The organism is Olsenella phocaeensis (genome assembly GCF_900120385.1).
Taxonomy (GTDB): Bacteria; Actinomycetota; Coriobacteriia; order Coriobacteriales; family Atopobiaceae; genus Olsenella_I; species Olsenella_I phocaeensis.
Genome location: NZ_LT635512.1, coordinates 8,956 through 19,729 on the forward strand (window position 1 = coordinate 8,956; position 10,774 = coordinate 19,729).

Consider the following 10,774-nt stretch of genomic DNA (forward strand, 5'->3'; position numbering starts at 1 on the left):
GCGGCCCCGCCTGCTTGCGCACCATACGTATATCACGCCATGGACCGCCGACGGCCGCCGAACGACGCCGATTGCCGCCGAAATGCGCCGACGGGCGCCGATTGCCGCCGACGGGCGCCGAACGACGCCGATATCTGCCGAAAGCTAATATTCGGGCGCGGTTATTCACGCTCCCAAGTCACGCAGATAATTACTTCTTATCTGCGCAGAGGGTGCTCTGGCAAGGACGAAAACCGCTGCCCACCTCGCCATATCCTGACGATGTACCCGAGGACGAGCGCCCACCCGCTGCCACGGTTCTGCCACACATGGCTTTGCGGGTGCGACAAGTCCCGGGGCGCGGGTATGATGACATCAGACGAACACGTTCGAGGGGAGGTACCGGCATGAGGGCACTGGACATCGCGAACGCATTGATCGTCAGGCACGGTACCGAGGACTATCTGACGAACATGAAGCTCAACAAGCTCGTCTACTTCGCCTATGCGGATGCCCTCCGCAGGGGCGTCAAGCTCTTTGCCGAGGGCGTGGAGGCATGGCCGTACGGCCCCGTCATCCCGTCCGTCTACCGGGCTTTCCAGACGAACGGTGGGAGGGCGGTCCTCTGCCCCGAAAGCATGACGATCCCGATGGATGCCGCCATGGCCGCCGACGAGACGTGGGAGCGCTACGGCGCGCTCACCGCCATCGACCTGATGAGCTTCAGCCACAGGGCAGGCGGAGCATGGGGCAGCTCCTATGACAGGGACGGAGCCCATTCGCTCATTACCGACGCCGACATTCTCGCTTCCCGCGATGGCGTCGAGACGCCGACCGGAAGCCCCACCCTCACCGATGCCATAGGGAGGGTTGGCTCCGACTGGGCAGGAGCCCTAGAGATACTCGCCGACAAGTGACCGAGGACTGGAACCGCCCCGTCGACCTTTCTCCCGAGATGGCCTCGGCCCTCGTCGAGGCCATCATGCAGATACACAGCGGCATCATCCATAGGAATGGATCACAATCTCTTGCCATCTCAGACAGTCCGGAGACACAGGGGGCGGTGGAGTCAGCCGTCACCGCATCGCTTTGTTCTCACTTCGGGCAGTACCCCTGCGATAGCTGCGTCGGCCAGATCGTCAAGCTGTCGACACTCATCGCGAAGGACCACTGCTTCCCAGACGGCAACAAGCGAACCGCCATCGTCGTGCTCATGGCCCTGATGAAGTTCTTCGTCGACGAGGACGCCACCGTCGACTGTTCTCAGGAGACCATGGCGGACATCGTCCAGCAGATTGCCAGCTGCGGCGAGGAAAAGTTGGACGCATACCAAAGGGCGCTCACCGCCTTCGTTCTTGACTGCCTGGTAATCGGCGGCGGTGAGCGGACCCCTAGTGGCGGAATCTACTATGCGAGCGGACTTTCGAGGTTCAGGGAGTGAGGGCTCCGCACCAGCCCCTCACTCCCACACCCCCTCGATCGCGAGCTCGTACCCGACGGCGTCTATGGAGTCGAGCGCAACGTTCGCCCGCGTCCTGACGGTCGAGGGGGCGAGCTTGAGCCTACGCGCCACGGTCTCCCAGGGCATGCCGTCGACGTAGTGCATGCAGAGGGCGTCGGCGTACTCGCCGTTCAGGAGGCGCCGGACCCCGCCCGTCCCGTCGGTGCCGTAGCAGATCACGAAGGCGAGGTCCACGAGCTCGTAGTCCTCCCTGAGGCGCGCCTCGTGCGCCGCCTCCCAGTCGATCCTGCTCTCGGTGGCGGACATGCCGCCTCCCACGGAGCCCGAGCGCCCACGGGCGGCGTAGGACTGGGCGCGCACTCCCTCCCTGGCGGACATCCCCTGCAGGCGCAGGGACAGCCGCCGGGCGTCCCTCGACGCCTCGGCGGCCGCCTCGAAGAGCTCGCGCGCGTCGCGGTAGAGCCCGGGGTCAGCGGACATGCCCCGACCACCTCCCCCGGGCCCGGTCCCAGGCGGACAGCGGCACCCACACCGGCGCGAGCACGACAGCCATGAGCAGCCCCACGAGCGCGCCCAGGCCCCAGCCCAGGTCCGAGCGGGTCACGAGGCATCATCGCCCAGGACGCGTGCGCCGCAGCTGGGGCAGAAGCGTATGGGGATGCAGCCCGTTGCGTCAGTCACGCATCCCATCCGTACGAACGCCCCGCAGCGTGAGCATCTTACCCAACCGTCCGCGGCCTCCAGGCTGCACGTGCGCACCTCCACGACGCGGGTCCCGTCCGACAGGCGCGTGGACCTCGCGGAGCGGAAGTAGCTGGCGTCGATTACCAGATCGCACTCCATGTGCGACATGTCGCCGACCACGGCCTCGCAGACGAACGTGCGTTCCTCACTCATCCACATCGCCCCCGTCCGGGTCTATGAGGTCGGCNTTCGTCGACGAGGACGCCACCGTCGACTGTTCTCAGGAGACCATGGCGGACATCGTCCAGCAGATTGCCAGCTGCGGCGAGGAAAAGTTGGACGCATACCAAAGGGCGCTCACCGCCTTCGTTCTTGACTGCCTGGTAATCGGCGGCGGTGAGCGGACCCCTAGTGGCGGAATCTACTATGCGAGCGGACTTTCGAGGTTCAGGGAGTGAGGGCTCCGCACCAGCCCCTCACTCCCACACCCCCTCGATCGCGAGCTCGTACCCGACGGCGTCTATGGAGTCGAGCGCAACGTTCGCCCGCGTCCTGACGGTCGAGGGGGCGAGCTTGAGCCTACGCGCCACGGTCTCCCAGGGCATGCCGTCGACGTAGTGCATGCAGAGGGCGTCGGCGTACTCGCCGTTCAGGAGGCGCCGGACCCCGCCCGTCCCGTCGGTGCCGTAGCAGATCACGAAGGCGAGGTCCACGAGCTCGTAGTCCTCCCTGAGGCGCGCCTCGTGCGCCGCCTCCCAGTCGATCCTGCTCTCGGTGGCGGACATGCCGCCTCCCACGGAGCCCGAGCGCCCACGGGCGGCGTAGGACTGGGCGCGCACTCCCTCCCTGGCGGACATCCCCTGCAGGCGCAGGGACAGCCGCCGGGCGTCCCTCGACGCCTCGGCGGCCGCCTCGAAGAGCTCGCGCGCGTCGCGGTAGAGCCCGGGGTCAGCGGACATGCCCCGACCACCTCCCCCGGGCCCGGTCCCAGGCGGACAGCGGCACCCACACCGGCGCGAGCACGACAGCCATGAGCAGCCCCACGAGCGCGCCCAGGCCCCAGCCCAGGTCCGAGCGGGTCACGAGGCATCATCGCCCAGGACGCGTGCGCCGCAGCTGGGGCAGAAGCGTATGGGGATGCAGCCCGTTGCGTCAGTCACGCATCCCATCCGTACGAACGCCCCGCAGCGTGAGCATCTTACCCAACCGTCCGCGGCCTCCAGGCTGCACGTGCGCACCTCCACGACGCGGGTCCCGTCCGACAGGCGCGTGGACCTCGCGGAGCGGAAGTAGCTGGCGTCGATTACCAGATCGCACTCCATGTGCGACATGTCGCCGACCACGGCCTCGCAGACGAACGTGCGTTCCTCACTCATCCACATCGCCCCCGTCCGGGTCTATGAGGTCGGCGAGGCGGATGAGCGTCTCGCTGTAGTCGTGGTACTCGAGCACTGGGAAGATTTCGTCCTGCAGCAAGTCTCTGAACTGCTCGGCATACCGCACCGGCTGTCCTGGATAATCGGCAAGAAGGCGTAGGTTCTCCGCCACCTCGCGGCGCTCGTCATCCGTAGGTCTCATACGGTTGCCCCCCTAAGCTGCTCCACGTACTCCCAGTCGATGTCCAGGTACTCCGCGTGGGAGCCGATGTACTCGTTCGCCTCGCTGGCGCTCATGCCGACGAACAGGTCGCCGGAAGCCCCCTCGAGGAGCCGGACGACGTACTGCTGCTCGCCGCTGATCGGCTCGTAATCGGTCGCGCTCATCGGTCCTCCTCTCGGAACGCGGAGCGCTCCTCGTCGGTGAAGTCCCCGAACCCCCCCGTGGCCCAGTTGCGTATCTCCCGCTCCACCTCCGCCTTGCGGGTAACGTAGCCCAGGGTCACGCCGTGCTCCATGGCGTAGGTGCGCAGCTCGCGCAGGGTCATGCCGTCAGTCGGTGTCATTCGTCCCCCTCGGCCAGTGCCTCGCTCGAGCCTGCCCGCGCCGCGCCCTGGCCGGTCGGCCCCCAGCCGCCNCCTCTTCCAGCGGACGGAGCCCACGGCCAGGCGGGCCCTGCCGCCCCCGTGGCCGTCCCTGGTCCGGGTGCCGTGCGTGGAGCGGAAGAGCGAGACCTGGTGGCGCGAGAGGGCGAACCCGAAGCGCTCGCGGAACTCCTCCGAGAGGAGGTCGGTCCTCTGCCCCCGGTCGTGCCCGAGCATCCAGGCCTCCATCTCGGGCTCCCGCGACCACCTCACCTCCCGCTCGGCCCTGCCGTCGTGGTTCGCGACGGGGCGCTTGGAGAGGCCCAGCCTGTGCGCCCTCATGTACACCGAGCGCACCGACGGCTCCCAGCCGAAGTCCCGCGCCTGTGCGATACTTGCCTGGACATGGGTCCCATCCCTTCTGTCGTTGCCCGCGCGTGTTGCAGCACGTCGCGGGCGCTCTACCTCTGGTTCTCGTCCATCCAGGCGTCCACCGCGTCGACCCTGATCAGGGTCCTGCGCTCCGAGCCCGGGGGCGTCACGAAGGCGAGCCTCCCCGCCCCCATCTCGTCGCGGATGGTGCTCGTGGGGACGCCCGTGTACCTGGCCGTGTCGGCCACCGTGTACGCCATCCGCGCGGGCAGCCCCGCCGCCCGCGCGAAGGCGAGCGCCCTGCTCCCGCAGGGGTAGGGGTTCTCCTCCATGCGCCGCCTGTAGCGGTCGACGCCCTCCTGGATGGTGCTCACCAGCTCCTCGAGCGGGTCGGCCGTCGTGACCGTCGCCATGTGCGCCACCTCCCTTCCTTTCCTAAGCTTCCGAACCGAGCGGGCGGGGCTGGCTAGCGCCCCAGGAACAGCCACCCGTACAGGAACCCGAGGCCCGCGAACAGCCACATGCACGCCATGGTTAGAATCTGGTCAGGCGACATCGGGCAGGTCACCCCCGGACGGGAGGAGCGAGGCGGCATGGCCGAGGAACTGAACTCCGAGGAGGAGGCCTNCGCCGCCTGTAGCGGTCGACGCCCTCCTGGATGGTGCTCACCAGCTCCTCGAGCGGGTCGGCCGTCGTGACCGTCGCCATGTGCGCCACCTCCCTTCCTTTCCTAAGCTTCCGAACCGAGCGGGCGGGGCTGGCTAGCGCCCCAGGAACAGCCACCCGTACAGGAACCCGAGGCCCGCGAACAGCCACATGCACGCCATGGTTAGAATCTGGTCAGGCGACATCGGGCAGGTCACCCCCGGACGGGAGGAGCGAGGCGGCATGGCCGAGGAACTGAACTCCGAGGAGGAGGCCTGGCTCCGCGAGCTCGTCGACGTGTACGAGCGGCACGAGAGCGTCGAGCACCACATCGACCACAGGCTCTACGAAGAGCTGAGCCGAATCGAGGAGACGCCGACGCAGCACAGCGACGGCATCGTCTTCATAGCCTCCAGGTGCTACGTCCACGAACCGGAGTACGAGGTCGTGAGAAGCCTCTGCGAGTCGCTCTCGGCGAAGGGGATGCTCGTCTCGCACGACTCCGAGCACTACGGCGACCTCACCCCGGACGGCAGGAACTACTTCAGGGAGAAGGAGCGCAGGGAGGCCGAGGCCGCGAGGGTCCGGGACGAGGAGCGCGCCTACTCCAGGAGGCAGGCCATGCTGGCCTGCCTGGCGAGCGCCGCCCTGTCCCTCGTCCTCAACTACGACAAGGTGCTCGGGCTGCTCTCCGCGCTCCGGGCCCTGCTGTCGGGCCCCGCGACGTAGGCGAGGGAGCCAACCCCGAGCTCGACCGCGTTCGCCTGCTCCCTCGGCACGACCTGCACGACGTAGGTGTAGCCCGTCCCGCGGAGCGCCCAGGACATCTCTCCCAGCTCCTCGAACTCCACGGGGTCGAACTCCTCCCGGTAGAGACCCAGCCTCCTCAGCTGCTGCACGAAGTACTTGCGCTTGAAGTACGTGATTCCGGACCTCGTGATACCGAACCCATCCGCCTTCCCTCCGGGCATGGGACATCCCTCCTTCTGTGGCGCACTTCTCCGACCGCGACAGCGCGCGGGCGAGCGCGAGGCCGTCTCTCATGTCCTCCTCCTCGTCCATGTCCCCTCCCCTCTCTCCCCCCCGCGGGGGATGGCGCGAACTAATGTGATGTTTAAAGCACTCTAAAGTTCAAAAAAATAGAGAAGCCACTCCTTGAAGATGCGCCGCCCATCCGAGTTGAACTCGCCGTTCAGTATCTTGAGTTCGTTGAGCGAGAACATCTCGGGATTGTCTTCTCTCAGCTTGTAAGGCGTGTAGCTCAACCCGATAGCTTTTCTTGCATCCTCGATGGTCAACCCACTTGCAAGGCGCGCCTTGGCAATTTGGGAAAGCTCTGTGACCATTTCTACCTCCTCTCGCTTTGTCGAGTGTAATGTTAAACAACACTTTACGCCATGTCTAGCGTGAATCTAAAATTCTTCTAGTGGCGTTAATTGTTATGTTGTGAAGTTACGAACTTATGAGGTGCGCTGTAATGAGTGTCATAGGGAACAACATCCGTGCTCTACGAACGCTCAGAGGAGAAGGACGCGAAATTACCCAGCAGGAGATTGCCGACATCGCCGGCGTCACCAGAGAGACCGTCAATAAATGGGAGTCTGGGACAATCGGCAACATCCGTGACAGCAACATCCAAAAGCTCAGAGACTACTTCCATCTGTCCATCGATGACCTCCGCTCCGAGAGCGCGGGCCTGGCGGCGCAGCTAAAGGGTTCCTTCCCCTCCTCCGCCCTCACCCCCGTCGCGTCGGAGGTTGCCTACGCGCCCCTCCTGGGGCGCGTCCACGCGGGGGACGCCCAGGAGCCCGACGTCCTGGACGACGAGGTGCCCGTCCCAGCCGAGGTGCTGGACGGCCATCCCCGCGCCTACTTCCTCGAGGTGGAGGGCCAGTGCATGAGCCGGGTCTACCCCGAGGGCTGCCACATCCTCATCGACCCCGACAGCGAGCCGACGAACGGCTCCATCGCCGTGGTGTCCATCGACGGGGCCGACTACGTCATGAGGAGGCTCTACCGGGGCGCGTCGACGCTCGTGCTCTCGCCCGACTCGTGGGACGAGGGCTACAAGGACATCGTCGTGAGGGACGGGGACGGCCACGAGGTCAGCTTCCACGGCTGCGTCGTGTGGTTCCAGGCGGCGAGGGAGATGGAGTAGGGACAGGTCCATGCCCAAATTCGGGCATGGATGGCAGACAGGAGGGCACATGTTCGACAGCATCACGTTCCTCGACGTCGAGACGCCGAACCGGCACAACGACAGCATCTGCTCCATTGGCCTCGTGACCACCGACCTCTCGGGGCGCGAGCTGGACCGCGCCTACACGCTGGTCAACCCGCAGGCCCGTTTCGACGACGTCAACATGAGAATCCACGGCATCTCCCCCGTTGACGTGAGCGACGCGCCGACCTTCGCCGAGGCGTGGAGCGACGTGATCTGGCCGCGCTTCGACGGCTCGCTGCTGGTCGCCCACAACGCCGCCTTCGATCTCTGCGTCATCTGGAAGGCAGCCGCCACGCTCGGAATCGGCGTCGACCACTTCGACTACGCCTGCACGCAGAGGATGGCGAGGAGCATCCTGCCGCCGCAGGGCGACTACAAGCTGGACCACCTGTGCGACACCCTGGGCGTGCGGATGGGGAGGCACCACGACGCGGCGGCGGACGCCGACGGGTGCATGGGGCTGTTCTGGTCCCTCCGCGAGATGGCCCAGGGAGACGTCTCCCCGTACGTCGACACGTACAGGGGACCCGGGGCGTCCTCGCGGGTCCCGCGCCCCCGCGGCTCCGCTGGGACGGGTCCCCGCCCAGGAAGGACGTACAGCCAGTCGACCAACGACATGCGCGACCTGATCAAGATCGTCGGAAGGGTCACGTCGGACGGCGACGTGTCGGTGGACGAGGCGGCTGCGCTCCTCTCGTGGATGCTCTCACGCGACAGCCTAGCGGGCGATCCGGTGGTGGCGAGGCTGATGGACGAGCTGCAGGAGGCGCTCGAGGACGGCGACATCTCCCTGCTGGAGTCCGACGAGCTCGTCGGCGAGCTGGACAGGCTCGCAAACCCGCTCGACGGTCACGCCGAGGCCGTCGAGTTCGACGGGAGGCTGTTCTGCCTGACCGGTGACTTCGAGCACGGCAGCAAGTCGGCCGTCACGGAGTACATCGAGTCGCGGGGAGGCACGGTAAAGACCGGGGTCACCAAGAAGTGCAGCTACGTGGTAATGGGGGGCTGCGGCAGCGAGGCCTACTCCCTCGGGAGCTATGGCACGAAGGTGAAGAAGGCGATGGAGCTGCAGGAGAAGGGCGTACCCGTGAAGGTCATCAACGAGTGCGATCTGTACCGCGACTAGACGATCGCAGGCGGCAGGCTCCTAGGAGGAAGCCATGAAGTTCGGCATGCGCAAGCCAAGTATGGCAGGCCATCAGCGAGGACCCGGAGAACGTCATCGACAAGTTGAAGGGGAAAACAAGAAGGTCGGAAGGCTGACCCCAGGAGCAAGGGAATTCTAAGCCATGGGGCCTACTCCCATTCGGGAACCCAGCTTTGATCCACCCAAGTCAGCCATCCGACCTTGCCTCTCACGAGGCAACCCAACTATATAACTCGATTGGGGCGAGGGCAACGGCCACCTGCGGAAGGACACGAGTCGCTTCGCCAGCGGCATCATGGGGGAAGGACTCCGGTTGTCTTGGCCATCTTTGACGGAGAGGGGAAGGGTAGGGAGTGGGCGACACAGAGGGCTGGGACAAGGAGCACAAGGACTGGTCCCAAATCAAGGACAAGCTGCTCTCCGCATATCTGAGCGCCTTCCTCCAGAAGGTCATGAGCGTGCCGCGGCATGGCATCCTCTATGTCGATGGGTTTGCCGGGCCGGGAACATACGATGACGGATCCCCTGGATCCCCTCTAGGAGGCTGGGTTCTAGCCTCGGCTTGATTCTGGCAGGGGGCGGCGAGGGGGCCGGGAGGAAGTCATGAGGCAGGTTAGCCGCTCGCGAACGTTTTCTGTGCGTTCTGTCGTTTCGGCGAACACCGCAAAAGTGGTGAGATTTAGCATCATGCTAACTTTGCAAGGGAATGAGAGATTATGAGGGACCGACGGAAGCCGACCTACGATCTCGTAGAAGTCAGGACGCTCGTGGGGCAGGGACGGGCGATGCTCTCCGGCCGCGCGAGAAGCTGGCCGCGGAACCACGGCTGGCTCGACATCGACGACCTGCTCGTGAGGGTGTTCGACGCGATGGGGCCCGAGAGCTTCTACAAGTCGGTCGAGCTCGAGAAGCGCCCGGGGACGTATGCGGACGTCTACAAGGGGATGGTCTGCGACGAGACCGAGTGGTACGTGAAGTTCTTCGTCGACGAGTGCGGGCAGGCGACGGTGCAGGTCTGGACCCTTTGCGAGAACGGCTCGATACACTGAGAAGGAGGAGGGGCGACATGATTTGCCCAGAGTGCGGCAGCGAGATGATGCCCTGCAACGACCCGCTCACCGAGGAGTTCAAGGGCGAGATGATCACCGTGAAGGGCCTCGAGTACCACCGGTGCCCCGAGTGCGGCGAGACGATGATGAGCGCCGGGATGGCGACGAGGCAGGCGAAGGACATGGCCCGCCAGTGGGCGGAGCTCAAAGGCCTCCTGTCGCCCGATGAGGTCAAGGAAATCCGAAAGGACCTCGGGCTCAACCAGGCGCAGTTCGAGCAGCTCGTCGGCGTCTCAAGGCCGACCGCCAGCCGATGGGAGAACGGGGCGTCGGTGCAGAGCAAGACGGCGGACCGCCTGATGAGGCTCCTGCGGTTCGACCGCAGGAACGCTGACGTACTGATGGAGCGATCCGAGATCAGGCCCGCAGCGAGCGTCACGTACAGCTTCAGCCCGAGGCCGAGGGACAGCGGGAAGACGTGGCCCGACAAGACGACCAAGAGAATCGTTGAGGTGGCGTGATGGAAGAGTCCGCGAGGTTCATTAGCGACATCGAGCTCATGGACGTCAGGATGCTGCATCTTGACGTCAGCGTAAGCCCAATCGCGCCCAAGGACGAATGCACTGTCACGATATCCGTCAACTTCCCTCTCATGAGCTTCTCCCGCGCCGACGGGGGGTCCCGCTGCGAGGAGAACCTCCGTCTCGTCCTCGACATCAAGGTCAACGAAAACTCCGGAGACGAGAGGGAGGTCATCTCTGCCGTAGCGGATGTAATCATCGCTGTCGGCGGCGAGTTCCCAGGGGTTGATGACGAAAGTGCCGAACATGCCCTGATTGCGGATGCGGCGGTCACGGCCTACGAGTTCGCGAGGGCGGCAATTCACGGGGTAACCAGCCAGTCGCCGGTACAGAGGTTCTACGTCCCCTCGACAGACCGCGAGGGCCTGCTCGCCGCAGCGCTCAGGAACATGAGCGAACAGGGGGAGGGCGCCGGCGCCGACTGACACAATAGGCCCCCTCGCGATCTTGGCGGAGGACGAGGGGGCCACGACCATCCAGGACAGGAGGTCGATGACATTATGGCACGACTGCGCAGCAGCTGGGGCAGCGTCTCCAGGCTGGGCCCAGGGCGCTACAGGCTCAGGTGGCCCGAGCGAGAGGGCAGGCGGACCGTCAGGCGCTCCAAGGTCATGCGCTGCACGAGGCGCGAGGCCGACGCCGAGCTCGCGCGGCTGAGGACGCTCCACGAG

General features: G+C 65.6%; 19 protein-coding genes. 10 read left to right on the plus strand and 9 right to left on the minus strand.

Features of this window, described 5'->3' with window-relative positions; all coding sequences use genetic code 11:
* The first annotated feature begins 386 nt into the window (after positions 1–386).
* Entirely contained in the window at positions 387–896 is a 510-nt protein-coding gene (locus tag BQ7388_RS10460) for a Panacea domain-containing protein (protein WP_072500614.1), read from the plus strand.
* Complete coding sequence (locus tag BQ7388_RS10465) at positions 893–1,420, plus strand: Fic family protein (RefSeq protein WP_072500615.1); 528 nt, start codon at positions 893–895, stop codon at positions 1,418–1,420. The genes BQ7388_RS10460 and BQ7388_RS10465 overlap by 4 nt, the downstream gene beginning before the upstream one ends.
* An 18-nt stretch (positions 1,421–1,438) precedes the next feature.
* Here BQ7388_RS10465 and BQ7388_RS10470 read toward each other — a convergent pair whose 3' ends face one another.
* Positions 1,439–1,921: a hypothetical protein gene (locus BQ7388_RS10470; RefSeq protein WP_072500616.1), complete on the minus strand. Its 483-nt coding sequence runs from the start codon at positions 1,919–1,921 to the stop codon at positions 1,439–1,441.
* Between the two features lie 120 nt (positions 1,922–2,041).
* A complete protein-coding gene (locus BQ7388_RS10475; RefSeq protein ID WP_072500618.1) occupies positions 2,042–2,338 on the minus strand; it encodes a hypothetical protein in 297 nt (98 codons plus the stop codon).
* A 77-nt stretch (positions 2,339–2,415) separates the two neighbouring features.
* Between BQ7388_RS10475 and BQ7388_RS12165 the strand changes: the two genes are divergently transcribed.
* Positions 2,416–2,583: a hypothetical protein gene (locus tag BQ7388_RS12165; protein ID WP_234946956.1), complete on the plus strand. Its 168-nt coding sequence runs from the start codon at positions 2,416–2,418 to the stop codon at positions 2,581–2,583.
* An 18-nt stretch (positions 2,584–2,601) separates the two neighbouring features.
* Here BQ7388_RS12165 and BQ7388_RS10480 read toward each other — a convergent pair whose 3' ends face one another.
* From BQ7388_RS10480 to BQ7388_RS10505, 5 genes are all read right to left on the minus strand, one after another.
* The gene (locus BQ7388_RS10480) at positions 2,602–3,084 is read right to left on the minus strand and encodes a hypothetical protein (RefSeq protein ID WP_072500616.1); all 483 of its coding nucleotides are present in this window, start codon (positions 3,082–3,084) and stop codon (positions 2,602–2,604) included.
* Between the two features lie 120 nt (positions 3,085–3,204).
* Positions 3,205–3,501, minus strand: a complete 297-nt coding sequence (locus BQ7388_RS10485; protein ID WP_072500618.1) for a hypothetical protein — start codon at positions 3,499–3,501, stop codon at positions 3,205–3,207.
* Entirely contained in the window at positions 3,494–3,703 is a 210-nt protein-coding gene (locus BQ7388_RS10490) for a hypothetical protein (RefSeq protein ID WP_072500619.1), read from the minus strand. Before BQ7388_RS10490 ends, BQ7388_RS10485 begins: the two co-directional genes overlap by 8 nt.
* A complete protein-coding gene (locus tag BQ7388_RS10495; protein WP_072500620.1) occupies positions 3,700–3,888 on the minus strand; it encodes a hypothetical protein in 189 nt (62 codons plus the stop codon). Before BQ7388_RS10495 ends, BQ7388_RS10490 begins: the two co-directional genes overlap by 4 nt.
* Before the next feature lie 658 nt (positions 3,889–4,546).
* A complete protein-coding gene (locus BQ7388_RS10505) occupies positions 4,547–4,870 on the minus strand; it encodes a helix-turn-helix domain-containing protein (RefSeq protein ID WP_129583264.1) in 324 nt (107 codons plus the stop codon).
* A 475-nt stretch (positions 4,871–5,345) separates the two neighbouring features.
* Between BQ7388_RS10505 and BQ7388_RS10510 the strand changes: the two genes are divergently transcribed.
* Entirely contained in the window at positions 5,346–5,831 is a 486-nt protein-coding gene (locus BQ7388_RS10510) for a hypothetical protein (RefSeq protein WP_072500623.1), read from the plus strand.
* On the opposite strand, the gene BQ7388_RS10515 is transcribed toward BQ7388_RS10510, so the two are convergent.
* Complete coding sequence (locus BQ7388_RS10515) at positions 5,768–6,073, minus strand: hypothetical protein (protein ID WP_072500624.1); 306 nt, start codon at positions 6,071–6,073, stop codon at positions 5,768–5,770. The two genes, BQ7388_RS10510 and BQ7388_RS10515, sit on opposite strands and share 64 nt — an antisense overlap.
* 153 nt (positions 6,074–6,226) lie before the next feature.
* On the minus strand, positions 6,227–6,448 hold the full coding sequence (locus tag BQ7388_RS10520; RefSeq protein ID WP_072500625.1) for a hypothetical protein: 222 nt from the start codon (positions 6,446–6,448) through the stop codon (positions 6,227–6,229).
* A gap of 131 nt (positions 6,449–6,579) precedes the next feature.
* Between BQ7388_RS10520 and BQ7388_RS10525 the strand changes: the two genes are divergently transcribed.
* From BQ7388_RS10525 to BQ7388_RS10550, 6 genes are all read left to right on the plus strand, one after another.
* Positions 6,580–7,260 (plus strand): LexA family protein, encoded by a 681-nt coding sequence (locus BQ7388_RS10525; RefSeq protein WP_072500626.1) that lies wholly within the window; start codon positions 6,580–6,582, stop codon positions 7,258–7,260.
* A 49-nt stretch (positions 7,261–7,309) separates the two neighbouring features.
* Positions 7,310–8,452 carry an exonuclease domain-containing protein gene (locus BQ7388_RS10530; protein WP_072500627.1) on the plus strand — a complete coding sequence of 381 codons (1,143 nt, stop codon included), beginning with the start codon at positions 7,310–7,312 and terminating at the stop codon, positions 8,450–8,452.
* A gap of 374 nt (positions 8,453–8,826) precedes the next feature.
* On the plus strand, positions 8,827–9,039 hold the full coding sequence (locus tag BQ7388_RS10535) for a class I SAM-dependent methyltransferase (RefSeq protein ID WP_072500628.1): 213 nt from the start codon (positions 8,827–8,829) through the stop codon (positions 9,037–9,039).
* Between the two features lie 150 nt (positions 9,040–9,189).
* Positions 9,190–9,522 carry a type II toxin-antitoxin system MqsR family toxin gene (locus BQ7388_RS10540; protein WP_072500629.1) on the plus strand — a complete coding sequence of 111 codons (333 nt, stop codon included), beginning with the start codon at positions 9,190–9,192 and terminating at the stop codon, positions 9,520–9,522.
* Positions 9,523–9,539: 17 nt separating this feature from the next.
* Positions 9,540–10,043 carry a type II toxin-antitoxin system MqsA family antitoxin gene (locus BQ7388_RS10545; RefSeq protein WP_072500630.1) on the plus strand — a complete coding sequence of 168 codons (504 nt, stop codon included), beginning with the start codon at positions 9,540–9,542 and terminating at the stop codon, positions 10,041–10,043.
* Positions 10,043–10,528: a hypothetical protein gene (locus BQ7388_RS10550; RefSeq protein WP_072500631.1), complete on the plus strand. Its 486-nt coding sequence runs from the start codon at positions 10,043–10,045 to the stop codon at positions 10,526–10,528. The genes BQ7388_RS10545 and BQ7388_RS10550 overlap by 1 nt, the downstream gene beginning before the upstream one ends.
* The last annotated feature ends 246 nt before the right edge of the window (positions 10,529–10,774 follow it).

What these genes read in the sequence shown, in the direction of transcription:
- BQ7388_RS10510 (WP_072500623.1), top strand. Translation starts at nt 5,346, where the DNA reads ATGGCCGAGGAACTGAACTCCGAGGAGGAGGCCTGGCTCCGCGAGCTC.
- BQ7388_RS10515 (WP_072500624.1), bottom strand. Translation starts at nt 6,073, where the DNA reads ATGCCCGGAGGGAAGGCGGATGGGTTCGGTATCACGAGGTCCGGAATC.
- BQ7388_RS10460 (WP_072500614.1), top strand. Translation starts at nt 387, where the DNA reads ATGAGGGCACTGGACATCGCGAACGCATTGATCGTCAGGCACGGTACC.
- BQ7388_RS10550 (WP_072500631.1), top strand. Translation starts at nt 10,043, where the DNA reads ATGGAAGAGTCCGCGAGGTTCATTAGCGACATCGAGCTCATGGACGTC.
- BQ7388_RS10545 (WP_072500630.1), top strand. Translation starts at nt 9,540, where the DNA reads ATGATTTGCCCAGAGTGCGGCAGCGAGATGATGCCCTGCAACGACCCG.
- BQ7388_RS10520 (WP_072500625.1), bottom strand. Translation starts at nt 6,448, where the DNA reads ATGGTCACAGAGCTTTCCCAAATTGCCAAGGCGCGCCTTGCAAGTGGG.
- BQ7388_RS10525 (WP_072500626.1), top strand. Translation starts at nt 6,580, where the DNA reads ATGAGTGTCATAGGGAACAACATCCGTGCTCTACGAACGCTCAGAGGA.
- BQ7388_RS12165 (WP_234946956.1), top strand. Translation starts at nt 2,416, where the DNA reads ATGGCGGACATCGTCCAGCAGATTGCCAGCTGCGGCGAGGAAAAGTTG.
- BQ7388_RS10540 (WP_072500629.1), top strand. Translation starts at nt 9,190, where the DNA reads ATGAGGGACCGACGGAAGCCGACCTACGATCTCGTAGAAGTCAGGACG.
- BQ7388_RS10490 (WP_072500619.1), bottom strand. Translation starts at nt 3,703, where the DNA reads ATGAGACCTACGGATGACGAGCGCCGCGAGGTGGCGGAGAACCTACGC.
- BQ7388_RS10475 (WP_072500618.1), bottom strand. Translation starts at nt 2,338, where the DNA reads ATGAGTGAGGAACGCACGTTCGTCTGCGAGGCCGTGGTCGGCGACATG.
- BQ7388_RS10530 (WP_072500627.1), top strand. Translation starts at nt 7,310, where the DNA reads ATGTTCGACAGCATCACGTTCCTCGACGTCGAGACGCCGAACCGGCAC.
- BQ7388_RS10485 (WP_072500618.1), bottom strand. Translation starts at nt 3,501, where the DNA reads ATGAGTGAGGAACGCACGTTCGTCTGCGAGGCCGTGGTCGGCGACATG.
- BQ7388_RS10470 (WP_072500616.1), bottom strand. Translation starts at nt 1,921, where the DNA reads ATGTCCGCTGACCCCGGGCTCTACCGCGACGCGCGCGAGCTCTTCGAG.
- BQ7388_RS10480 (WP_072500616.1), bottom strand. Translation starts at nt 3,084, where the DNA reads ATGTCCGCTGACCCCGGGCTCTACCGCGACGCGCGCGAGCTCTTCGAG.
- BQ7388_RS10495 (WP_072500620.1), bottom strand. Translation starts at nt 3,888, where the DNA reads ATGAGCGCGACCGATTACGAGCCGATCAGCGGCGAGCAGCAGTACGTC.
- BQ7388_RS10505 (WP_129583264.1), bottom strand. Translation starts at nt 4,870, where the DNA reads ATGGCGACGGTCACGACGGCCGACCCGCTCGAGGAGCTGGTGAGCACC.